This window comes from Arthrobacter sp. 10T413_2 (assembly GCF_056394205.1).
In genome coordinates this window covers 1-23379 of record NZ_JBFTHK010000037.1, presented here as the reverse complement: position 1 = coordinate 23379, position 23379 = coordinate 1, and the positions used below count along the sequence as shown (strand labels likewise).

Annotated in this window: 19 protein-coding genes; 8 read left to right on the top strand and 11 right to left on the bottom strand. The window is 69.1% G+C overall.

The features are described from left to right. Positions 1-52: 52 nt before the first annotated feature. Both AC1DBQ_RS08615 and AC1DBQ_RS08610 read right to left on the bottom strand, forming a co-directional pair. On the bottom strand, positions 53-1108 hold the full coding sequence (locus AC1DBQ_RS08615) for an iron ABC transporter substrate-binding protein (protein WP_476928105.1): 1056 nt from the start codon (positions 1106-1108) through the stop codon (positions 53-55). A gap of 203 nt (positions 1109-1311) precedes the next feature. Next, entirely contained in the window at positions 1312-2499 is a 1188-nt protein-coding gene (locus AC1DBQ_RS08610) for a glycoside hydrolase family 76 protein (protein WP_476928104.1), read from the bottom strand. Positions 2500-2761: 262 nt separating this feature from the next. On the opposite strand from AC1DBQ_RS08610, the gene AC1DBQ_RS08605 reads away from it, so the two are divergent. Next, on the top strand, positions 2762-3598 hold the full coding sequence (locus AC1DBQ_RS08605) for an SDR family NAD(P)-dependent oxidoreductase (RefSeq protein ID WP_476928103.1): 837 nt from the start codon (positions 2762-2764) through the stop codon (positions 3596-3598). Then, positions 3595-4851, top strand: a complete 1257-nt coding sequence (locus AC1DBQ_RS08600; RefSeq protein ID WP_476928102.1) for an acyl-CoA dehydrogenase family protein — start codon at positions 3595-3597, stop codon at positions 4849-4851. Before AC1DBQ_RS08605 ends, AC1DBQ_RS08600 begins: the two co-directional genes overlap by 4 nt. Here AC1DBQ_RS08600 and AC1DBQ_RS08595 read toward each other — a convergent pair. Genes AC1DBQ_RS08595 through AC1DBQ_RS08580 form a run of 4 tightly spaced genes read right to left on the bottom strand, consistent with a single transcriptional unit; the run spans position 4848 to position 8051 of the window. Next, entirely contained in the window at positions 4848-5702 is an 855-nt protein-coding gene (locus AC1DBQ_RS08595) for a DUF1684 domain-containing protein (RefSeq protein WP_476928101.1), read from the bottom strand. The genes AC1DBQ_RS08600 and AC1DBQ_RS08595 overlap by 4 nt on opposite strands. Then, positions 5689-6363 carry a TetR/AcrR family transcriptional regulator gene (locus AC1DBQ_RS08590; protein WP_476928100.1) on the bottom strand — a complete coding sequence of 225 codons (675 nt, stop codon included), beginning with the start codon at positions 6361-6363 and terminating at the stop codon, positions 5689-5691. The genes AC1DBQ_RS08595 and AC1DBQ_RS08590 overlap by 14 nt, the downstream gene beginning before the upstream one ends. A gap of 27 nt (positions 6364-6390) precedes the next feature. Further along, entirely contained in the window at positions 6391-7038 is a 648-nt protein-coding gene (locus AC1DBQ_RS08585) for a TetR/AcrR family transcriptional regulator (RefSeq protein ID WP_476928099.1), read from the bottom strand. After that, a complete protein-coding gene (locus AC1DBQ_RS08580; RefSeq protein ID WP_476928098.1) occupies positions 7035-8051 on the bottom strand; it encodes an aldo/keto reductase in 1017 nt (338 codons plus the stop codon). The genes AC1DBQ_RS08585 and AC1DBQ_RS08580 overlap by 4 nt, the downstream gene beginning before the upstream one ends. Before the next feature lie 165 nt (positions 8052-8216). On the opposite strand from AC1DBQ_RS08580, the gene AC1DBQ_RS08575 reads away from it, so the two are divergent. From AC1DBQ_RS08575 to AC1DBQ_RS08565, 3 genes are all read left to right on the top strand, one after another. Continuing rightward, positions 8217-8897, top strand: a complete 681-nt coding sequence (locus AC1DBQ_RS08575; protein ID WP_476928097.1) for an NADPH-dependent F420 reductase — start codon at positions 8217-8219, stop codon at positions 8895-8897. A 141-nt stretch (positions 8898-9038) separates the two neighbouring features. Next, a complete protein-coding gene (ppc, locus tag AC1DBQ_RS08570; protein WP_476928096.1) occupies positions 9039-11852 on the top strand; it encodes a phosphoenolpyruvate carboxylase in 2814 nt (937 codons plus the stop codon). Between the two features lie 144 nt (positions 11853-11996). Further along, positions 11997-12302: a hypothetical protein gene (locus AC1DBQ_RS08565; RefSeq protein WP_476928095.1), complete on the top strand. Its 306-nt coding sequence runs from the start codon at positions 11997-11999 to the stop codon at positions 12300-12302. Between the two features lie 13 nt (positions 12303-12315). Here the strand turns inward: AC1DBQ_RS08565 and AC1DBQ_RS08560 are convergent, their stop codons facing one another. Together AC1DBQ_RS08560 and AC1DBQ_RS08555 are read right to left on the bottom strand one after the other, a co-directional pair. Beyond that, positions 12316-12951 (bottom strand): DedA family protein, encoded by a 636-nt coding sequence (locus tag AC1DBQ_RS08560; protein ID WP_476928094.1) that lies wholly within the window; start codon positions 12949-12951, stop codon positions 12316-12318. Positions 12952-12979: 28 nt separating this feature from the next. Further along, entirely contained in the window at positions 12980-13978 is a 999-nt protein-coding gene (locus AC1DBQ_RS08555) for an RluA family pseudouridine synthase (RefSeq protein ID WP_476928112.1), read from the bottom strand. 247 nt (positions 13979-14225) lie between these two features. Between AC1DBQ_RS08555 and AC1DBQ_RS08550 the strand changes: the two genes are divergently transcribed. Then, on the top strand, positions 14226-14912 hold the full coding sequence (locus tag AC1DBQ_RS08550; protein ID WP_476928093.1) for an ArsR/SmtB family transcription factor: 687 nt from the start codon (positions 14226-14228) through the stop codon (positions 14910-14912). Then, entirely contained in the window at positions 14905-15597 is a 693-nt protein-coding gene (locus AC1DBQ_RS08545) for an SRPBCC family protein (RefSeq protein WP_476928092.1), read from the top strand. The genes AC1DBQ_RS08550 and AC1DBQ_RS08545 overlap by 8 nt, the downstream gene beginning before the upstream one ends. A gap of 245 nt (positions 15598-15842) precedes the next feature. On the opposite strand, the gene yczR is transcribed toward AC1DBQ_RS08545, so the two are convergent. Beyond that, positions 15843-17411 (bottom strand): MocR-like transcription factor YczR, encoded by a 1569-nt coding sequence (yczR, locus tag AC1DBQ_RS08540; protein ID WP_476928091.1) that lies wholly within the window; start codon positions 17409-17411, stop codon positions 15843-15845. Positions 17412-17472: 61 nt separating this feature from the next. On the opposite strand from yczR, the gene yczE reads away from it, so the two are divergent. Then, positions 17473-18105: a membrane protein YczE gene (yczE, locus tag AC1DBQ_RS08535; protein ID WP_476928090.1), complete on the top strand. Its 633-nt coding sequence runs from the start codon at positions 17473-17475 to the stop codon at positions 18103-18105. Positions 18106-18218: 113 nt separating this feature from the next. Here the strand turns inward: yczE and AC1DBQ_RS08530 are convergent, their stop codons facing one another. Together AC1DBQ_RS08530 and AC1DBQ_RS08525 are read right to left on the bottom strand one after the other, a co-directional pair. Further along, positions 18219-19088, bottom strand: a complete 870-nt coding sequence (locus AC1DBQ_RS08530; protein ID WP_476928089.1) for a DNA-formamidopyrimidine glycosylase family protein — start codon at positions 19086-19088, stop codon at positions 18219-18221. Then, positions 19081-23379, bottom strand: a 4299-nt coding sequence (locus AC1DBQ_RS08525; protein ID WP_476928088.1) for an Lhr family helicase, incomplete at its 5' end; no start/stop codon positions are given. The genes AC1DBQ_RS08525 and AC1DBQ_RS08530, both read right to left, overlap by 8 nt.

The window sequence follows — 23379 nt, the reverse complement described above, 5'->3', positions numbered from 1 at the left end:
GTCGTCAAATCACCAGATGGACCTGGGACCGCCAGCTTGCTAGTCACTGCCGTTACAGCAGCCCTGCCTGGGTCATCAGTTCGGTGACCTTGGCGGAATTGAGCTTGGCCGGATCCACGGTGGGTGCCTGCAGATCCTTGAGCGGAACGAGCTTTTCGTTGGACGGGACGCCTKAGGCGACGGCGTATTCGAAGGAGGTCCCCTTCTGGAGCACTTCCTGGCCCTTCTTGCCGGTGATGAACTTCAKGAAGGCCTGGGCAGCCGCTGCGTTCTTCGAGGACTTCAGCACGCCGCCACCGGAGACGGAGACGAAGGCGCCCGGATCCTGGTTCTTGAAGTAGTACGGCGTGACGTTATTGGAGTTCTCGCCGGTCTTGGCCTGGTCGCCGTAGTAGTAGTAGTGGTAGATCAGGGCGGCGTCCACCTCGCCRGCGTTGACGGCCTTCATGGCCGTGCTGTTGCCCTTGTAGGCCTTGGCGTTTTCCTTCATGCCCTTGAGCCATTCCTGGGTCACGGCTTCGCCCTTGAGTTCCAGAAGGGCCGAAACGATTGCCTGGAAGTCGGCGCCCGACGGCGAGGCGGCCCAGCGGCCCTTCCACTCGGGGTTGGCCAGGTCCAGCATCGACTTGGGCAGCTTGTCCGCGCTGATCTTGTTCTTGTCGTAGACCAGCACGGTGGAGCGTGCCGCGATACCGGTCCACTTGTTMGTGGAGGGGCGGAATTCGACGGGAACCTGATCCACGGTGGCTTTGTCCACGTCCGCGAAGAGGCCGGCGTTTTCCACCTGGGCCATGGCGGGCGAGTTCTCGGTGAGGAAGACATCCGCCGGGGAGGCCTGGCCTTCCTGGACGATCTGGTTGGACATCTCGGTGTCGTCGCCCTGGCGCAGGGTGACCTTGATGCCGGTTTCCGCGGTGAAGGCGTCCACCCACTCCTTGGTCAGGGACTCGTGCTGGGCGTTATAGACCGTGATCTCACCGGACGGGGTGCCGCCGGCGGCTGCKCTGCTGCCGGCCGGGGAGGATGAACCGGAGCCGCAGGCGGCCAGGCCCAGGGCGGCAGTGGCGGCCAGGGCGATGCCCGCCAGTGCGTTGGTGCGGATCTTCATGGGGCTACTTTCTGCAAGGAAGTCGTCGTAGGTGCCCTGACCCCCGTGAGCGGGGAAGTTAGGGCATGCTCACTAAGAAAGACTGTAGGTTAGCCAAACCTAAGCAACCAACCTGAGAACGCGTTAAGTGATCAGGATCACATGAATTACGAAACTATTGCATGACGTAATTAGTGCCGGCGCCAGGAGGCCTGCGGGGCGGCCTACGGGGCGTGTGCCGGGGCAATCGATGCGGCTGCCTCCAGAATCATCCAGGCCTGGAGCTGGGTGGAGAGTTCGACGGCGGCGCCCTCCGGATAGGTGCGGCGCGCCGGCAGTTCGGTGCGGTTGGAAAAGACCAGATGGCTGCCCCCGAGGGCGAGGCGGTCGTGGGCCGGGAGAATCCGCCGGCCCTCCCAGAGGGCCTGGGCGGTGTCATTTACGAGGGTTGCCGCCGTGGCGCGGGTTTCGGCCGGAAGGCCCTCGTTCAGGGCTGCAAGGGCCAGGTATCGGACCAGGATCCCGGTKAAGAGTCCGCCGTCGCCCGTTCCCTCGCAGCGCAACACCGCCGCGCTGCGTCCCAGCAGCGGCGCCGGCTGCGTGAGGCTGCGCGCCACGGCGTCCACCAGCGCGGCCGCCCGCTCGAGGTTCGCCTCGCCCGCGAGTTCCAGCAGGGCGCCGAGGACGGGCCCCTGGTTGTAGGTGTAGATGGTCTCTTCCAGCACCGTTTCGCCTGTGCCGGAAATCCGCAGGCCGTCCCGGTACAGGCCCTGTTCAGGCGCGTAGACCCGGGCGTCGAGCCAGTCCAGCAGCGCCTGGGCCTTGGCCCGGTTGCCCGTCCGCGCGTAGTAGAGGGCCACCGGTGCAGTGGCGGGCGTGTTTTTGAAGTCCCGATTCTTGCTCCAGAAGGTGCCGCCGCCCAGATCGTCCGTGGAAGCGGCGTCGAACTGGAGCGTCAGGCTCTGCAGGACCTTGGCATTGCGCTCCCGGCCGGTGCGTTTCCGGGAGTCCTCGGCGAGCCTGTCCAGCCGGAGCGTGGCGAGGRCCAGCCAGGCCATGTCGTCGTAGTAGTCATTGACCACCGTGAGGAAATTGCGGAGCCGAATCCCGGTGACGAGCCGGGAGGCGAGCCTGCCGGCGCTGGGCCGGTTCTCGCCGTCGAACTTGGCGCCCGGATGCCCCGGCGAGCCCAGCTCCCGGCGGCCGGCGTCCACGAGGCAGTCCAGATAGTGCGCCTGCCACCAGTAGTGCCAGGGTCGGGAYAGGTTCTTGAGCCGGCCCGAGGGCCGGAGGATTGCTCCGATGTGGGTCCCCGGCAGGAAGAAGAGCCGCTGCCCGAAGAGCCTGGTCACCGAGCGGGCGGCCTCGTCCGCGCGGAAGGACCAGTTGGGGGCGGCGTCGGCTCGGGTCATGGTTCAAGCCTAATCGCGGGACGCGCCCGGACGCCGTTCGTGACGGCGGCCTCGAAGGGAGCAGTCAAGCGCGCAGTCAGGCGTGCCGTGCAATCGCGGCGGAATCGTCACGTGGAATCGTTCMGGGGGCGCGGGCAAAGGTGCGGAATGCCGGCATTCCAGTTAACATTCACTAACTAATGTTCCCGGCGGGCCGCTGCTTCAGGCGGCGCCCGCGTCGAGGCTTCGCGGCCGGGGTTCGGTTCCACATCAAGGAGGATGCATGGACATCAAGGGTACTGTCGCGCTGATTACGGGCGKGGCCTCCGGTCTCGGAGCTGCCACGGCCCGGCGCCTGTTCGATGCCGGCGCATCGGTGGTGCTCGTGGATCTGCCGGGCTCCGCCGGGGCCGCGTTTGCGTCCGAACTYGCCGCTTCCGCTCACCGGAACGCAGGCGGGGGCACGTCGAGCGGCGGCACTGAGGCAGGCGGCCGCACGGCCGTCTTTGTTCCCGCCGACGTCACCGACGAAGCGCAGGTGCAGGCCGCCGTCCACGCCGCCGTCGCCCTGGGCCCGCTGCGCATCGCGGTGAACTGCGCGGGAATCGCCACCCCGGGCAAGGTCCTGGGCCGCGAGGGCGTGCTGCCCCTGGAGACGTTCAACCGCGTCATCCAGATCAACCTCGTGGGCACCTTCAACGTGATCCGCCTGGCCGCGGCAGCGATGGCCGCCACCGAKCCTGCCAGCACGGAACTGGGCGGGCCCGAACGCKGCGTCATCATCAACACCGCCTCCGTCGCCGCGTTCGACGGCCAGATCGGCCAGCCCGCCTATGCCGCCTCCAAGGGCGCCGTGGCCGCCATGACGCTGCCGATCGCCCGCGAACTCGCGCGCTCCCTCATCCGGGTGGTCACCATCGCGCCGGGGATCTTCGAGACCCCCATGATGGCCGGACTGCCGCAGGAGGCGCAGGACTCCCTGGGCCAGCAGGTGCCGCACCCCTCGCGGCTGGGCCGTCCTGCCGAATACGCCAACCTCGCAGCGCACATCGTGGACAACGCCATGCTCAACGGCGAGACCATCCGCCTCGACGGCGCCATCCGGATGGGTCCGAAATGACCCGGACTGGGCCGGCCGCCGCGGCAGCACCGGCTGCGGCAGTGGCCGCACCATCTGTGCCCCAACCGCCTGTGGCGGAGCTGCCTGCGGCGGACTTCTTCGACTACGAATCCCTGCTCAGCGCCGCGGAACAGGCCAAACTGGCGCAGCTGCGGGAGTTCCTGGCGGCCGAGGTCGCCCCGTTCGCAACGGACTGGTGGAACAAGGCCGAGTTCCCGGCCCACATCCTGCCCAAGCTGGCGGCCCTCGAGCTCAGCGCCCCCGCCCAGCGCGGCTACAGCAACCTGTTCGCCGGGATCGTCATCGCCGAGATGACGCGGGTGGACACCTCGCTMGCGACCTTCTTCCTGGTCCACCATGACCTCTTCGTGGAGTCGCTCTACGGCTTCGGCTCGGACGAACAGAAGGCGCGCCTGCTCGACGACGCGGCAAACCTGCGCACGACGGGTGCCTTTGCGCTCACCGAACCGGACCACGGTTCGGACGTCGCCGGCGGCATGGAGACCAGGGCCCGGCGGATTCCCGACGGCGCGGCCGACGGCGGCGACGCCTGGGTGCTCAACGGCGCCAAGCGCTGGATCGGCAACGGGACGTTTTGCGACTACATGCTGGTCTGGGCCCGGGACGAGGCCCACGGCGGTATTCGCGGCTTCATCGTCGACGCCACCTTGCCCGGCGTGAGCCGGAGCCGGATCGAGAACAAGATCGCCCTGCGCACCGTGCAGAACGCGGACATCGTGTTCACCGACGTCCGCGTTGCCGAGGCGGACCGCTTCGCCGGCATCAGCAGCTTCGAAGACACCAACGAGCTCCTGCGCGGTTCCCGGATCATGGTGGCCTGGCAGGCGGTGGGGCAGCAGCTTGCGGCGTTCGACGTCGCGCGGCAGTACGCCGTCGAACGCCAGCAGTTCGGCCGGCCGCTTGCGAAGTTCCAGCTGGTCCAGCAGCAGCTGGTGACCATGCTCGGCAATGCCGTGGCCAGCATGGGCATGATGGTCCGGATCGCGCAGCTGCAGGACCAGGGTGCCGCGGACATGCCGCAGGTKGCGCTCGCGAAGTCCTACGTCAGCGCCCGGATGCGCGAGACCGTGGCGATKGGCCGATCCCTGCTGGGCGGCAACGGGATCGTCACCGACTACCGGATGGCCAAGATCTTCTCCGACGCCGAGGCGATCTACACCTACGAAGGCTCGTTCGAGATCAACACACTGATCACGGGGCAGGCCGTCACCGRGGTGTCCGCGATCGTCTAAAAGAGCCCGGGCTCCTTCTCRCCGGCCGTGATGCGGTAGTCCAGGCTGTTGTTCTTCACCGGCATGGGGCAMGTGCCGTAKGGGGTGAAGGCGCTGGGGTAGTTGATGGCCCGGTTGAAATCCAGGATCACCGTTCGGTTTCCCGCAGCATCGACGCGGGGCCGGGCGGTGGACACCTTCCGCCACTCATCCGTGCTTTCCCCATTCGTCTCATCGTGGAAGGTGACGGTCAGGGCGCCGAGCTTCTCCTCCTCCGCCTGCAGACGGAACTCGTGCTCCGAGCCCGGAAGACGGAAGACGAGCTCGCCGACCGAGCGGTGGATCCCGTCCACAAGCGGGTTGGCGGTGCCGATCGGCACGTCCACGGGCGCCGGATAAGGCACGAACCGGGCCTCGATCACCAGGTCCGGACGGAAGTCGAAGGTGGGCACGCCGTCGAACCCCGTGAACGCCGGTGACTGGGAGTCTCTCGTGCGGATGGCGTACTTGCCGGCCCGCATGGCGAGTTCCACCACCACCTGGCGGCCGTCGTCACCGCCGTACTGCACCCACATCAACGATTCCTCGTCGGCGAGTTCGGCACTGACGCTCCCGTCCACGGGTTCGTCGGTCTCCACGAGGGTCAGGCCCTCGGTCGCGGCGGCGGTGAGGCGGGCCGCCGTGCCGTCCGTGGACCAGAGCCCTGGGGCGAGCTCGACGGCGGACGGACGGTCCTCCAGCCACTGAAAGGACGTCAGCGTCAGCCAGCCGTGCTTACTCGCAAGGGCCGCGTTGCGGTTGTTCCGGAAGCGCTGCCAGCGAGCGAGCTKGGGATCCTTCGCTGAATCAGTTGCGGGCTCAACGGTGTTCATGGGTTCCTTCAGGGTTTCCTCCGGAGCTGTCTCCGGGATTGGTTTCGGGGCCCGGGGAACGCGCCAGGCTGGCTGCCACGAGCTGGGCCGCGGCGGCGCCGGCTGCGGCGGCCGCGTCCGGGCCGCCGTCGAGCACCCCGCTGGCCAGCCCGCCGTCGAGCAGCAAAGTCAGGCCGCGGGCCAGCTGGTCCGGGTCCTGCGCGCCGGCGCSCACGGCCAGATCCCTGATCCAGGCGCGGATCTGCTGTTTGTGGGCCACGGTCCGGTCGTGGACCCTGGTGCCGGAGGCCGACTCGGCGGCCGCGTTGATGAAGGCGCAGCCTCGGTAGCCGTCGCGCCGGCAGGCGGTGGTCAGGGCATCGAACAGACCCACGAGCTGCGCGGCGGGGTCTTCGCCGGCGGCTTCGGCTGCGGCGTGAAGCTGCCCGGTCCAGACGCCGTCGACCCTCTCCAGATACGCCAGGATGAGGTCGTCCTTGGCCGGAAAGTACTTGTAGAACGTCGCTTTCGCGACGCCGGACTCGGCGATGATCGTATCGATGCCGGCGGCCCGGAGTCCCTGCGCGTAAAACAGGCGGAAGGCCGTGGCCAGGATCTTCTCCCGGGCCTGCCCGGCGGGGGTCCGGGCAGCCGGCGGGGTGGTGGCTGCTGGCGACGTCATGTCACAATCGTACACAGACAAGTCTGTCTACGCCGGGCCTCTACCATGTCCGTCAACGGCACGGGGCTGCGGGTGTGAGTCCTGCGGGCGTGCGGCCAGGCCCTGCACGAGCAGCCGCCAGACCTCCTGCAGCTCGGAGCCGGTGGCCGGGTCCGCCCATTCCCCCGCGTGCAGCGGGTGGTGAAACCGTGCGGTCGCGTGCAGGACGGCATGGCCGGCCGTCACCGGATCCGTCACCACAAACTCGCCGCTGCTGACGCCGTCGGCAATGATCGCGGTGATCATCGCGGCCAGATGGTCAACGTGGGCAGCCACGACTTCCCGCGCCTCGGTAGTCAGTTGGCTGAAGGTGGCAAACAGCTCGGGATCATTCAGTGCCAAGCCCTGTTTGATGGCCGCGAGGCGTTCCAGCCAGCGGAGCAGCCGGTCCGCGGCCGGGCCGTCCGCATCCCTGGCAGGATCCAGCGGCTCCACGAGACGGTCCAGCCAGCGTCGGGCCACCGCGTCCCGCAGCGCCACCTTCGTGGGGAAGTGCCGGTACACGCTGCCGTGGCTGACACCGAGGGCCTTCGCAACGTCCACCACTGTGGCCTTGGCCGGCCCGAAGCGCCGCAGTACATCTTCGGCGGCGTCGAGGATGCGCTGCTCCGTCAGGACGACGGCGGCAGGCGTCACCGGCGTTCGCTGTCGAGCCAGGCCATCTGGCCGGCGTCGTAGCGGGTGCCCGCGGCGGCACCCGCCGGGACGGCGGCCTCGATCGCCGCCAGGTCTTCGCCGGAGAGGACCAGGTCGGCCGCTCCCAGCGATTCAGTGAGCCGCTCGCGGCGGCGGGCGCCGACGAGGGGGACGATGTCATCGCCGCGGGACAGGACCCAAGCGATGGCGAGCTGGGCGACGGTCGCGCCCTTGCGGTCCGCGATGCCGCGCAGCCGTTCGACGAGTTCGAGATTTCGCTGCAGGTTCTCGCCGGAGAATCGGGGGAGGTGGGCCCGGAAATCGCGCCGGTTCCCGGTGCCGGCCGCGGGCCAGTGACCCGATACCAAGCCGCGGGACAGTACGCCGTAGGCGGTGATGCCGATGCCGAGTTCGCGGGCCGTCGGCAGGATGTCCTGCTCGATGCCGCGGGAAATCAGGGAGTATTCGATCTGGAGATCGGAGACCGGGTGGACGGCGTTGGCGCGGCGCAGGGTTTCGGCGCCCACTTCGGACAGGCCGATATGGCGGATGAGGCCCTGCTTCACGAGTCCGGCCAGGGCCCCCATGGTCTCTTCCACCGGGACGGTCGGATCGAGGCGGGTGGGCCGGTAAATGTCAACGTAGTCGGTACCCAATCGCCGCAGGCTGTAGGCCAGGAAGTTCTTGATCGCGGCGGGGCGGGTGTCCACGCCGTTCCATCCGCCCCGGGCGTCTCGCAGTGCGCCGAATTTCACGCTAATCAGGRCGTCCTCGCGCCGGCGGCCGCGGAGCGCATCTCGCAGCAGCATTTCGTTGTGTCCCATGCCGTAGAAGTCCCCGGTGTCCAGCAGCGTCACGCCGGCGTCGAGGGCGGCATGGATCGTGGCGACGCTCTCGGCGTCGTCGGCCGGTCCGTAAAGATCGGACATGCCCATCAGTCCGAGGCCGATGGGAGCGGTGGCAGGGCCCGTGGAGCCCAGGGTGCGGGTGGGGCCGAGACGGGAAGTTGTCATGGAGCGAGACTACCGCGGACAACTGACAGATTTCAACATCTGTCAGTTGTCCGGCTCCCAGCATCCAGGGTGCCGGTTCTTATTGCCGTAGACAGGTCTGTCTGATAACGTCTTGCCCACACATAGACGAACCTGTCTACTCCACTGATTCAGAATGAGGACGCCATGAAGATTGCAGTACTGGGAACCGGCATGGTGGGGCGCACGATTGCCGGCGCACTCGCAGGCCTGGGGCACGACGTCGTGATCGGCACCCGCGACCCGCAGGCGACACTTGCCCGGACCGAGCCGGACATGATGGGCACGCCCCCGTTCGCCCAGTGGCACGCGGCGAACTCCGGAGTCGACGTCGTCCCGTTTGCCGATGCCGCGGCCGGGGCGGAGATGCTCGTCAACGCCACGAACGGCAGCGGCTCCTTGGCGGCCCTGGCCGCTGCGGGCTCGGGGAACCTCGCCGGCAAGGTCATCATGGACATCGCCAACCCGCTGGACTTCTCGCAGGGCATGCCGCCGTCGTTGAACCCGGTCAACACGGACAGCCTGGGCGAGCAGATTCAGCGGTCCTTTCCTGAGGCGCACGTGGTGAAAACCCTCAACACCATGACGGCCTCGGTGATGGTGGATCCGGCGYGGGTGKCCGGCGGCGAGCACTCCGTGTTCGTCTCCGGCAACGACGCCGACGCCAAAGCCGCAGTGACCGAGATCCTCAAGACTTTCGGCCACCGCGACGTGATCGACCTCGGCGACATCACCAGTGCCCGCGGGGCGGAAATGATCCTGCCGATCTGGCTGCGGCTCTGGGGCGCGCTGGGCACGGGCGAGTTCAACTTCAAGATCGCGCGGTAGGTCCCGGAGGGGCCTGACACTATCTGAGACGGAATTCCGGCCGGGAGCGCCTGCGGGTAACATCCCATGGGAAGAAGTAATCCGGCTCACAGTATCCAGCGCAGTGTACGAGCCACGTCGAACCCTCGAAAGATAGTTTCCATGGCTGACACTGCAATGCATTCCGACACCGATCTTGCGGCCKAACTCCGGGCCGACGTCCGCCGCGTTTCCACCCTTCTCGGCGAATCCCTGGTCCGCCAGCACGGGCCGGAACTCCTGGACCTCGTGGAGCAGGTGCGCCTGCTGACCAAGGAATCGAAGGAAGCGGCGCGGGGCGGAGCGGACGCCACCGGGCCGTGGAGCTCATACGACGTCGTCGCCCAGGTCCGCGAACTGCTCGGCTCCCTGCCGCTCGAGCAGGCCACCGACCTGGTCCGCGCCTTCGCGTTCTACTTCCACCTGGCGAACGCCGCCGAGCAGKTCCACCGKGTCCGCKGGCTGCGCAGCCGGCAGKAAAAGKACGGCTGGCTCGCCAAAGCAGTCGTCGAGATCGCGGACCAGGCCGGCAGTTCCGTGCTGCAGGAGGTCGTCAACGAACTCGACGTCCGCCCCATCTTCACCGCGCACCCCACCGAAGCCTCCCGCCGCTCGGTGCTGGACAAGATCCGCCGGCTCTCGGACATCCTTGCCGAATCGACGGCGGAGGGCACGTCCGCGCGCCGCCGCCAGGACCGTCACCTGTCCGAAGTGATCGACCAGATGTGGCATACCGACGAGCTCCGCCAGGTCCGGCCCACACCCGTCGATGAGGCCCGGAACGCCATCTACTACCTCACCGGCATCCTCACCGATGCCATGCCGGAAATGCTCTCGGACCTGTCCGAATTGCTCGCCGAGCACGGCGTCACGCTGCCGACGCAGAAGGCGCCGATCCGCTTCGGCTCCTGGATCGGCGGCGACCGCGACGGCAACCCCAACGTCACCGCGGCCGTCACYCGCGAGATCCTCCAGATCCAGAACCAGCACGCCGTGCGGATCAGCATCGGCCTGATCGACGGGCTGATCTCCATCCTGTCCAACTCGACCGCTCTGGCCGGGGCGGACCAGGAACTCCTGGACTCGATCGACGTCGACCTCAAGAACCTGCCCGGCCTGGACCGCCGTGTCCTTGAGCTCAACGCGCAGGAGCCGTACCGGCTGAAGCTGACCTGCATCAAAGCCAAGCTCATCAACACCGGCCGTCGGGTCGCCGCCGGATCCGCTCACGAGCCCGGCCGCGACTATGTCGCCACCGCGGAGCTCCTCGCCGAACTCGGCCTGCTGGAACGCTCGCTGCGGAACCACCACGCCGCGCTTGCCGCCGACGGCGCCCTGTCCCGGGTCCGCCGCGCCATCGCCTCCTTCGGCCTGCATCTGGCCACCCTCGACATCCGCGAGCACGCCCACCACCACCATGACGCCGTCGGGCAGCTCATGGACCGCCTCGGCGGCCCGGGTGTCCGGTACGCGGAGCTCAGCCGCGCCGAGCKGCTTGAGGTCCTGGGCTCCGAACTCGCGTCCCGGCGCCCGCTCTCGGGCCACCCGATCAAGCTCGACGGCGTCGCCGACGGCACGTACGACGTCTTCCGGGAGATCCGGCGTGCCCTGCGCACCTATGGCCCCGACGTGATCGAGACCTACATCATCTCCATGACCCGCGGCGCGGACGACGTMMTGGCCGCTGCCGTGCTGGCCCGCGAGGCCGGCTTGGTCAGCCTCTTCGGCGAGGCGCCGTACGCCAAGATCGGCTTCGCCCCGCTGCTGGAGACCGTGGAGGAGCTGCGTGCCTCGGCCGAGATTGTGGACCGGCTGCTCTCGGATTCGTCCTACCGCGAGCTGGTCCGGCTGCGCGGCGATGTGCAGGAAATCATGCTCGGCTATTCGGACTCCAACAAGGAATCCGGCGTCATGACGAGCCAGTGGGAAATCTACAAGACCCAGCGTAAGCTCCGGGACGTGGCGGCGAAGCACGGCGTCCGGGTGCKCCTCTTCCATGGCCGCGGCGGCTCCGTGGGCCGYGGCGGCGGACCGACCTACGACGCCATCATGGCCCAGCCCAACGGCGTGCTCGAAGGGGAGATCAAGTTCACCGAGCAGGGCGAGGTCATCTCGGACAAGTACTCCCTCCCGGAACTGGCCCGTGAAAACCTGGAACTCTCCCTCGCCGCGGTGATGCAGGGCTCGGCGCTGCACCGTGCGCCGCGGACCTCCGAGGACCAGCGCGTGCGCTACGGCCACGTCATGGAAACCGTCTCCGACGCCGCGTTTGCCCGTTACCGCATGCTCATTGACGATCCCGACCTGCCCGCGTACTTCATGGCCTCCACCCCGGTGGAGCAGTTGGGGTCGCTGAACAYCGGATCCCGCCCGTCCAAGCGGCCCGATTCCGGCGCCGGCCTTGAGGGCCTGCGGGCCATTCCGTGGGTCTTCGGCTGGACGCAGTCACGGCAGATCGTCCCGGGCTGGTTCGGCGTCGGCTCCGGCCTCAAAGCCGCGCGCGAGGCCGGAAACTCAGCCCAGCTCAAGGAGATGATCGAGGGCTGGCACTTCTTCCGCTCCGTGCTTTCCAATGTTGAGATGACCCTGGCCAAGACGGACATGGACATTGCCGGCTACTACGTCTCCACCCTGGTGCCGGAGGAACTGCACCACCTGTTCCACACCATCCGGGCAGAGTATGAGCTGACCGTGGCGGAAATTCAGAACCTCACCGGCGAGCACGTGATCCTMGACGCCCAGCCCACCCTCAAGCGCTCACTGGAGATCCGGGACCAGTACCTCGATCMGATCAGCTACCTGCAGGTGGAACTCCTGCGCCGCGTCAGGGCCGAGGCCGGGGCGAGCATCTCCGGCGCCGAGATCGACGAGCGACTCCAGCGTGCCATGCTGATCACCGTMAACGGCGTCGCCGCCGGCCTACGCAACACGGGGTAACCGGCCCCCGTTTCGATCCTCCCTCACGTCCTGCCTCTGCCCACCCCTCTGTTGCCCTATCACCTAAGGCGGCCATTTCGACTTTTTKGCAGCCAAAAATGATAGCGCAACGGGGGTGTGCTGTKGCGAGGATAGGGTTGTTTCATGCCGTCGTTCCAGACCAAACTGAAGATCACCGGACTCAAGCCGGGCAACCACCCGGAAGCGGTCATGGCCGCGGCCGTCGAGGCGCTCGGGACGCGGCACCACGTCGAATCCCACCAGCTTGACCTTGCCGGCGGTGTGCCGCAGCTGAATCTGCGCTTCCTGGTCGACGCCACCGCATACAGCACCGAGAACAGCCAGGCGCTCGAATCGGCCGCCATGATGCGCGACGCCGTCGAACGCGTTGCGCTMACCGGTGCGCTGACGGTGCTGCGGCGCAGCCGAGGCCGCTGGGCGCCGGTCTAGAAAGTTCGGGCGTCTAGAAGTCGAGTTCCTCATCCGGGTCGCCGGGGACGGGCGCGACGGGGGACCGGCTGCCCCGCCGCCGCGTCACGATCACGCCCACGATCGCGCCGATCAGCAGCCCGACGCCCACACCGATCAGGGAGCTCGCCCAGAAGGGGAGTCGGGTGGCCGAACCTGTGAAATAGCCCAGCGCCACGGACCAGCTGGCCCAGAGCAGGCCGCCGAGGGCCGCGCAGAGGCTGAACCCGCGCGTCGAAACGTTCGCGATGCCGGCCGCGGCCGTCGTGGCGAGCCGCCCGCCGGGGATGAAACGGAGGCCGATGATCGCGCCATAGGTGGAGGATCGGCCTGCCTTCGCAATCGCCGAGTGCACAGCCGCGTGGAACTGCAGGCCCCACTTCCAGCGGTCAAGCACGTGGCTGAGCCGCCGCTTGAACAGTTGGAACACCAGCAGATCCCCCAGCCAGGAGGACACGGCGGCGAGGAGCACTACGAGGAAGCCGTTGACGTGGCCCTCCGCGGAGAGCGCGCCGCCGGTGATGACGAGCATTTCTGAGGGGATGGGCGGAAAGATKGCATCGCCGATCACGAAGGGGAAKATCCAGAAATAGATCGCGGCGCCCCAGCTGTCCGCATTTCCGAAGTCCATGGGCACAAGGTACCGCACTTCCAGCCTGCTATCGGGCTTCGCTCAGGTTCAGGCCGCTGCGGTATTCCACCGGGGTCCCCGAGATGGGGTCGATGAAACGGATTCCGCGGGCCAGGAGCTGCAGCGGCTTGGTGTAATCGTCCGGGGCTTTGTCCAGCAGTTCCGGGTAGAACGCATCGTTGACGATCCCCAGTCCGAGGGAGGCCATGTGCACGCGGAGCTGATGGGTTTTACCCGAGTGCGGCTCCAGCCGGTACAGCGCCCGGCGTCCGGGGCTGCCGTTGTTACTGCCGAGTGGGCCGCCGTCTGTCTTGCCTGAAACATGCGCGTTGGCGTCCGTTGCGACGGTGGCGTCAAATGTCCGCAGCCGCTCGATCCGGGTTTCCGCGTTGGGCTCGCCGTCAATGACCTCGGCGAGCAGGTAGCTGCGGGACTTGGTCATCCGGTTGCGCACCACGACGGGGAAGTCGACGACGGGATGGCCCGGGGCCGGTTCGGCGGCGGACACGCACTCGTATTCCTTCTGGACCTGGCGCTTTTCGAACAGCACTTGGTACTTGCCCCGGGTCTCGGGGTTCGTGGAGAGCAGCAGGATGCCTGCCGTCATGCGGTCCAGGCGGTGMATCGGGATGAGGTCCGGCAGGCCGAGCTGGTTCCGAAGCCGCACCAGGGCTGACTCCTGGATGTACGTCCCGCCGGGGGTGGTGGGCAGGAAATGCGGCTTGTCCACGACCAGCAGGTGATCGTCCTGGTGCAGGATGGTCAGCTCCACGGGGATCCGCGTCTCCGGTGGCAGGGTGCGATAGTACCAGATGAAGGTGTGGTCCTGCAGCGGCGTGGCGCGGTCCAGGGCCACCCCGGCCGCGCCGACGATCTCGCCGGCGTCGAACCGGTCCTCGATACCCTGCGGATCAATGTGCCCCCAGCGGTGCATCATGTAATCCAACGCCGTCTCCCAGGGCCCCTCGTCCGGCAGGCGCAGGCGCGTTGCATTGACGCCGTCGCGCACGGGGAGGGGGGATTGCATCACGGGTCTATTCTACGTGTGCGCCTCTTGCCCACCATCCCGCGTGCCGCCCGCCCCTGCGCCCCAGTTCGCCCCCGCCCCGCACTGCCCGCCCGCCCCTGCGCCCAGTTCGCCGGACGCGTGCGGATTCGCCGGAGGCTTACGGCGAACTGGCACGGTTCCGGCGAACTCGAAGGGCCTCGCCGCCCGACCGCCGACCAGAAATAAGTTCTTGACAAATAAAATTGTCGGCGAGGAGACTTGAAGCATGTTGGACATCGAAGTGATCGAGGACCCGGCCGCTGCGGAGGCCTCCCTGGACCCGATCCGGACCCGGATCCTGCGCGAGCTGGCTGAGCCCGGATCGGCAACGCAGCTCGCCGCGAAGGTGKGCCTGCCGCGGCAGAAGGTGAACTACCACCTCAAGGCCCTCGAACGGCACGGGCTCGTCGAGCTCGTCGAGGAKCGGCGGCGCGGCAACGTCACCGAACGCATCCTGCAGGCGACGGCGGCGTCGTACCTGATTTCGCCGGCGGCGCTGGCCTCGGTGGCGCCGGACCCACACCGGTTCTCGGACCGCTTCTCCGCCTTCTGGCTGCTGGCGCTTGCCGCCCGCATGGTCCAGGAAATGGGCCAGCTGATCGCCGGTGCGGCCGCGGCCAGGCAGAAACTCGCCACCTTCGCGATCGACGGCGAGATCACGTTCCGCTCGGCGGCGGACCGGGCGGCCTTCGCCGAGGAGCTCGGCGTCGCTGTGACCCGACTCGTGGACAAGTACCACGACGCCGGACCGGGACCCGCAGCGGGTTCCCCGGCAGCGGGACGCAAGCATCGGCTCGTCGTCGCGCTCCACCCGGCCCTGAAAGCGCCGGCAGCCAAACCGGCGCCCGCCGATTTACACGCCACAGACCGACAAACTACAGACCCGCAAGCTAAGGAGCAGGACAATGACTGACAAGCGTGAATTTGAGATCGTCTACGACACCGAACTCCCCGGCACCCCGGAGCGGGTGTGGGAGGCCGTCACCAAGGACACCCCGGCCTGGATGTTCCCCACGGACCAGTGGCCGGCGGTCCGGACCGTGGATGAGTACCCGGAACACCTCGTGTCCCGGATGGACGGTCCGGATGGCTGGTTCAACCAGCTCGAGCACGTCCTGGCGCCGCTCGACGGCGGCCGCGCCCGGCTGCACTACGTGCACAGTGGCATTTTCGCGGACAACTGGGATGAGCAGTACGACGGCGCCAGCAAGCACACCGCGTTCTATCTGCACACTCTGGGTCAGTACCTGAAGTACTTCGACGGCAAGCCCGTGGTCTTCACGGACATCCAGGCGCCGGCCGCATCGCAGACCCCGGACGGCTTCGACCGGCTCAAGAAGGCCCTTGGCGTTGGCGGGGCGGCCCAAGGGGAGACGGTCCGGCTGGAGCTCGACGGCGTCGGCCCGCTCACCGGCGAAGTGGACTTCGCCGACGAGAACTTCCTCGGGCTGCGGACCGCGGATACGATGTACCGCTTCTTCGGGCGCAACGCCTTCGGGGCGCCGGTGGGCATGACCGTGCACGATTTCAGCGGCGCCGGGGATTCCGGGGCGACGGAGAAGGCCTGGGCCGGGTTCCTGGCGAAGGTGTACGCGTAGGACCGCGACGCGCATCCCGGCCGGCGACGCGCAAATGCCCTGTCGACACCCGGATTCGGGCGTCGACAGGGCATTTGCGCAGCGTAGGAAACGGTGGGCCGCGACAGGGCATTTGCGTAGCGTAGGAAACGGTGGGCCGCGCCGAGTCATTTGCGCAGCGTAGGAAACGGTGGGCAGCGCCGGGTCGTTGCGGGGCGCAGGAAAGTGGGGGCGTCGCGGGGCATCGTTCCCCGCCACGGCTGCGCTCAGGCGATGGCGACGGCTGGCGGTCCCGTCAGGTCCCGGCGGCCAGCGAGTTCCCTTCGCAGTTGCGGGGATGCCTCAAGCCGGTCCTGCGCGGCCCGCAGAGCCAGGACCGCCGTTTCCAGTTGCTCCGGGGGCAGGGTGAACGGCAGCCGCAGGTATTGCTCGAATGCGCCGCCGACGCCGAAACGGGGTCCGGCGGCGAGCCGGATTCCGACGTCGGGAGCCACCACCGCGAGGGCGGTGCTGATCGGCGCCGGGAGCCGGCACCAGAGGGACAGTCCGCCGTCGGGCCGTTCCGGCTCCCAGCCCGGCAGGTGCTCGCGCACCAGGTCCAGCAGGGTGTCGCGGTTCTCGCGCAGCGCGGCGAGCCGGGCCGGGAGCGGCTCGGCGATGGCGTTGACCAGATGCGCCGCGGCAAGCTGTTCCACCACGGGGCCGCCGAGGTCCAGGGTGGTGCGGGCGGCGGCGAAGCGCTGGATGAGGGGTTCGCTGGTCCGGATCCAGCCGGTGCGCAGCCCCGCCCAGTGCGACTTGCTGAGGGAGMCGAGGGAGACCACCGCCGGGCTGAACGCGGCCATGGGAGCGGAGTCKGCGCCATCGAGGTTCAGCTCCCGCAACGTCTCATCGGCCACCAGGACGGTGCCCGATGCCGCGGCGGCCTTCACGAGGCGGCGCCGCTGGGAATCGGGCATCAGCCGGCCCGTGGGGTTGTGAAAATCCGGCACCACGTAGGCCATCGCGGGCCGCTGCTGCAGGAGCGCTGATTCCATGGCCTCCAGGTCCCAGCCGCCTGCGCCGGTGTGTAGCGTGCCGCGGTGGCCGCCGGCGTTTCGGGCTGTGCCGCGGTGCGCTGTGCCGTTGGGGGATGCGACGGGCATGGCCACCGGAACCGGGCGGCAGCCTGCGGCCCGGATGGCGTCGAGGGCATTGGGGTAGCTCGGGTGTTCCACGAGCACCTTGGTGCCCGAGCGGCCGGACAGGGTGCGGAGCACAATGTTCAGGGCATGCTGTGCGMCCGAGGTGACCAGGATCTGCCCGGCCGTGGTGGGAACACCCGCGGCGGTGTACCGCGTTGCGATAGCTTCGCGGAGCGGTCCCACGCCCAGGGCGTCGTAGCCGAAGCCCGGCAGCAGTGCCGGGAGTTCCGTCAGTGCCGCGGCAAAGGCCCGGTGCACCACTTCGCCGCTGGCGGGCAGGGACGCGTAGGCCAGGTCCAGGATTCCGTCCGGCACCGCCAGACCGGGAGCGCCGCTGAGCCGCAAGGCGCCGTCGGGGGCGGCATGCGCGGGCCCCTGGCTCGGGATGCAGCTCCGGCTTCGACTGCCCTGGCCGCTGCTGAGGAAGCCTTGGTCTCGCAGCAGGGCGTACGCCGCGGTCACCGTGGTGCGGCTGACGCCAAGGGTCGCGGCCAGCGAGCGCTCGCTGGGCAGGGCGACATCCRGGGCGACGCGGCCGTCGAGGATKAGCAAGCGGACGACGTCGGCCAGTTCGCGGTAGGCGGGGGCGGCGCCAACGTTCCACTCACCCAGCAGKCGGGCCAGGGACCCCGGAGTCAAAGAGACGGACATATAGCCAGTATTTCAAACTGGCTATGGATTACAAGGCCAGTTCTCTTGGAGGATGGATTCCATGTTGACCCGCAGACTCCTCCAGCTCCTGATCGGCCTCGCCATGTACGGCGTTTCCCTCGCCATGTTCATCCGGGCGGGGCTCGGGCTGGACCCCTGGGACGTTTTCCACCAGGGGCTCGCCACCAAGACCGGTCTGAGCATCGGCACGGTCGTGGTGATTGTCAGCTTCCTGGTGCTGCTCCTCTGGATTCCGCTGCGCCAGTGGCCCGGCGTCGGCACGCTGGCCAACGCTGTGCTGGTGGGCGTCTTCGCCGACGTCGGTCTGGCCCTGATCCCTCAGTTCTCACACCTGGGCGGTCAGATCGCCCTGCTCGTCGGAGCCGTCCTGCTTAACGGCATCGCCTCGGCCTGTTACATCGGCGCCCGCCTGGGCCCCGGCGCCCGCGACGGCCTCATGACCGGGCTCGCCCGGCGCACGGGCTGGTCCGTGCGGACGTCCCGGACCGGCATCGAAGTGGCGGTTCTCGGCGCCGGCTGGGTGCTGGGCGGGTCGGTGGGGGTCGGCACCGTGCTGTACGCCCTTGCGATCGGCCCGCTGGTGCAGTTGCTCCTGCCGCGGTTCACCGTGCCGCCAGTGAAGCGGGCCGAGCTCCCGGTGGCCGCGGACGATCCGTCCGTCGCGGCACCCTAGACGGCTGACCGATGCCGACGACGCGTGAATTCGCTGGCGACGCGCAGATTTCCGCTAGACACGGGAATTCCGGTGTCGTCAGGTAATTCGCGCGTCGAGGGCTCCGTGCCGCGTCAAGGATCTGACTTGTGCGGGAGCGGGCCGGGCAGCGGCTGGCACGTGGGGCAATAGTAGATGTCCCGTTCCTCAGTGATGGTGCCGGTGACGGTCTCCTTGCCGAGGACTCCGCGGCGGATGGGGGTACCGCATTTGAGGCACGGCTGGTGCTCGCGCCGGTAGACCCAGTAGCCGGGGCGCCCGGCCGTGCGGCCCACCGGGACACCCCGCGCATTCAGCACGGTGATCCGGCGGCCCGGGCCGAGATTGGCCGACAGCAGTACCTGGGCCTCCGTGATCATGGCGGCGAGATCCGGCACCGCGGACACGGGCACCGCCGGGTGGACGCCCGAGAGGAAGCAGGCCTCGCACCGGTAGATGTTCCCGATCCCTGCCAGCTTGCTCTGGTCCAGCACGGCGACGCCGATCGGAACGTCCGGGGCCGCCAGTAGCCGGCGTGCGGCCTCGGCCGCGTCCCAGTCCGGGCCCAGCAGATCCGGGCCCAGGTGCCCCACGATCGAGTCCTCCTGGTCGGTCCGGACCACCTCAAGAATGCCGAGGGAGAACCCGACGGCATCTGCCGTGGCGGTGCGCAGCACGCACCGTGCCGTGAAGCCGGGCTTCCGCCAGCGCCCTCCGGACGGGTAGACCTGCCAGCTGCCCTCCATCTTCAGGTGCGAGTGGATGGTGAGCCGGTCCTTCGGCGTCGGCCCCTGCACCCGCATCAGCAGGTGCTTGCCGCGGGGCACCACCTCGTCCACGGTCCAGCCGCCGAGCTTCAGGGTGGCGAACCGGGGGACGCGGAAGTCGGACGAAACCAGTTCCTTCCCGGCCAGAGCGGCATGCAGCTGCGCCGCGGCGCGAAAGACGGAATCGCCCTCAGGCACGGATCCTCAGTCCCTTCGGGGTGGAGTAGGCCCCGGCCTGGGCGAGGGCGGCGGCCACCGGGGTGTCCAGGATGCCGTGGCCGTTGACCTTCTCCATGATCAGCTTGTCCACCGCCCCGCGGGTCACCACCCCCACCAGGGCCGTGCCCGCCGCGGCCAGGACCTCGGCGTCGTCGCTGAAGGCGAGCAGGGTCTTGCCGCCGCGTTCGACGTAAAGGGCCAGGGCGCCGTCGACCAGAACCACAAGGGCGCCGGCTTTCCGGCCGGGGCGGTGACCCGTGCCGGCGTCGACGTTAAGCGCAGGCCACGGCAGCGCGGCGCCGTACGGGTTGGCGGGGTCGGTGGCGGCGAGGGCGAGCGCTACCGGTTCGGCCTTGTGCAGCTGGGCGTCCTCGACGTAGGACCGCAGCCGGTCCACGGTGGCCGGTACGGCGAACTGCGCGGCGCCGAGGTGCTCGATGAAGTAGCCGCGGCGGCACCGGCCGGCCTCCTCGAGCCGTGCCAGCACCTTGTACATGAGGCCAAAGCCGCCGAGGATGTTTTCTGCCATGACGGAGCCGCGGGTGACCACKCCGTAGCGGTCCAGAAGGAGTTCCGCGGTRGCCCGGGCGTGGATGGTGGCATCGAGTTCCGGGGACGGCAGGGCGGACCAGCGTCCGGCGGCGAGCGGGGGAGCGGGCGCGGTGCCGGTCACTGAGCCGTACCTGCCGCCGGTGAGTCCGGGCGATCCGAGCAGGCCGGTGCCGTGCGCACGTCCGAGCCGGCTGAGCCGCGGCGCGCGGGCCCGCGGGGCGCGCCCCACCTGCCGATGCGCGGTGTGCCCGCCGGCGATGAGGGCCCGGACGGGGGCAAAGGTGTCGCCCGTGATCCGGCCCGCCCAGGCGAGATCCCACAGCGCGGCCACCACGTCCTGGTCGCTCAKGACGGTGTCCATGCCGCCGGCAACGTCGGTCAGCTGCCGGAAGAAATAGCCGCCGCCGTTGGTCTGCAGGTGTTCCAGGAGCCGCCGCTGCGCGTCGCCGGGTTCGAAATCGACGGCGGGATTCAGTGTCAGTTCGGCCGAATCGGCGAGGTGGAGGCTGATCCAGCCGTCGTTGCCGGGCAGCGAGCCGGCCCCGGACCAGAGGACTTCGCCGGCGGCCATGAGCTCGTCCAGCATGGCCGGCTGGTAATTGKAGACGCGGCTGGCCAGCACCAGCGGCTCCCAGGCGGAAGCCGGAATGGGCACGCCGGAGAGCTGGTCGACGGCCGTGATGATGCCGTCCAGGCCGCGCAGCGCGGACTGCCCGCGGCCGCCGGGTGTTCGCACGTTTTGCCAGGCGGGAAGGAACCGGCCGTACGCCGTGGCGTCCACGGGCTCCACTTCGGCCCGGAGTGCTGCAAGCGAACGGCGGCGCAGCTTGCGGAGGACCTCCGCGTCGCACCATTCGCTGATACCTGCCAGGGGCAGAACAGCGGGCAGAACAGCGGGCAGATCGGCAGACGGGGCAGTGGCCGGGGGTGGGGCAGCGGCCGCCGCGTCCTCGGATTCCGCGGTGCCGGGTGCCGTGCTGGCGGCCGTAGTGTCCGGCGTGACTGCCGGTGCCGGTGCGTGCGGGCGGAACTCGCCTTCCACCACGCGGCCGTCCGCGGCGAGCCGCTTCAGCGCGGTGCCGACGACGGCGACGCCGAGTCCCAGCCGCGCCGCGGCCTCGGCAGCGGTGAAGGGCCCGTGCGTGCGGGCGTAGCGCGAGACGAGGTCGCCGAGCGGGTCCGCGACTGGTTCGATGAACGCCAGCGGCACGCCCATGGGCAGCGGCACGCCGAGGGCATCGCGGAGCCGGGCGGCGTCTTCGACCGCCGCAAAGCGTTCGACGCCGGCGATGTTGACCTTGATCGCCCGGTTGGCCCGCTGCAGCGCGGTCAGGTGGGCAGTGGCGGCGTGTGCAGTGGCGGCGACGTGGGCCGCGGCGCCGGCGGTGACGGCGTCGCCCGCCACAGGAGTCTCGGCAGACGCCGGAGCAGGCTCCCGCGCCGGGGCAGCCTCGGCGCTCTCCACCGCCAGGGTTCCGGCGGGTTCAATGCCCGCGGCAGGTGCCGCGACCGATTCCAGGCGGGCGGCAACCTCGTCCGGAGTGAGCGGGCCCAGGAGGCGCAGGAGGTCCGCGACGCCCTCCAGCCCGCGCGCCCGCCGGTCCGGAGCGAGCCGCTGCAGCTCACGTTCCGTGGCGTCGATGACCTTCGCATCGAGCAGTTCTCGCAGCTCCACCCGGCCCAGAAGCTCATTGAGCAGGGTGGAATCGAGCGCCAGGGCCGCGGCGCGGCGCTCCGCCAGCGGGGAATCCCCTTCGTAGAGGAATTGGGCCACGTAGCCGAAGAGCAAGGACTTCGCGAATGGCGATGGCWGCTGGGTGGTGGTCTGCACGATCCTGAGTTCGCGGCGTTCCACCGAGGCGGCGATGTCCTTGAGCGCCGGAAGGTCGTAGACATCCTGCAGGCACTCGCGCACCGTCTCCAGGACAATCGGGAACGTCGGGTACTTCCGGGCCACATCGAGCAACTGCGCGGAGCGCTGCCGCTGCTGCCACAGCGGCTGCCGTTTGCCGGGGTTCTGCCGCGGCAGGAGCAGGGCTCGGGCGGCGCACTCGCGGAAGCGGGAGGCGAAGAGGGCACTGCCGCCGACCTCCGCCGTCACGATCTGTTCCAGCTCCTCGGGATCGAAGAGGAACAGCTCCGCACCCGGCGGCTCGTCTTCCATCATGGGCACCCGCAGCACGATGCCGTCGTCGGCGGCCATCGCCGAGCCGTCCATCMCGTAGCGCTGGTGCAGGCGCTGGCCCACTGCCAGAGCCCACGGCGCATGCACCGGCAGGCCGAAGGGGCTGTGCAGCACCACGCGCCAGTCCCCGAGCTCGTCGTGGAAGCGTTCCACCACAAGGGTGGTATCACTGGGGACCACCTCGGTGGCGAGCCGTTGTTCGGCGAGGTACTGGATCAGGTTGTTCGCCGCGTAGTCGTCCAACCCGCTGGCCTTGCACCGCTCGGTGGCCGGTCCGACGTCGGACGCTGCGAGTTCGCGCATGAACGCGCCCAGGGCACGGCCCAGGTCCACGGGCCGGCCCAGCGAATCGCCCTTCCAKAACGGCAGCTTGCCGGGCTGGCCGAACGCCGGCGAGACCAGGACGCGGTCGTGCKTGATGTCCTCGATCTTCCAGCTGGTGGCGCCGAGGGCGAAGATATCGCCCACCCGCGATTCATAGACCATTTCTTCGTCGAGTTCGCCCACCCGGCGCCCGCCCTTGGCCGCCGCCGTGGCCGGGCTGGCTGCCCTGCCGTCCGCACTGGCACCGGCGGAACCGCCGGTGCCCTCGACCTCGGTGCCGATGATGTAGACGCCGAACAGCCCGCGGTCCGGGATGGTTCCGCCGGAGGTGACGGCGAGCCGCTGCGCCCCGGGACGGCCCTCGATGRTCCCGGCGTTCCGGTCCCAGATGACCCGCGGCCGCAGCTCGGCGAATTCGTCCGAGGGGTAGCGTCCGGCGAGCAGGTCCAAGGTGGCCTCAAATGCGGACCGGGGGAGCGAGGCGAAGGGCGCGGACCGCCGGACCGTCGCGAACCATTCCTCGACGTCGATGGCGCCGAGCGCGGCGGCGGCGACCGTCTGCTGCGCAAGGATGTCCAGCGGATTGGCCGGCACGCTGAGCCGCTCGATCTTGCCGTCGAGCATCCGTTCCACGGTGATGGCCGTGTGGACGAGGTCGGCCCGGTGCTTGGGGAACAGGACGCCTTGGGAGATTTCGCCCACCTGGTGGCCGGCGCGGCCMACCCGCTGCAGGCCGCTGGCCACCGAGGGCGGCGACTCGACCTGCACCACGAGGTCCACAGCACCCATGTCGATGCCCAGTTCCAGGGAGGACGTGGCCACGACGCAGCGCAGCCGCCCGGATTTGAGATCGTCCTCGATCAGGGCTCGCTGATCCTTGGACACGGAGCCGTGGTGTGCGCGGGCCAGCACGGGATCGGCGCCCGCGGTGCTGCMGGCCTGGGCCATCATGTGCKCCGGCGTGGCGGTGGAGGTGGGCAGCGCCGAGGCGCCGCCGGACGGCACGGAGGCCGGCACGGCATTCGGTCCGGCCTCGAAGTCCGGCGCGCCTGCGCCAAACTCGGTCCAGCCGCCGCCGGCTGCCATGAGCTGGCGTTCGGCGTAGATCTCGTTGAGCCGGGCGGTGAGCCGTTCGGCGAGGCGGCGGGAGTTCGCGAACACGATGGTGGACTGGTTGGCCAGCACCAGGTTGGTTGGCCAGCACCAGGT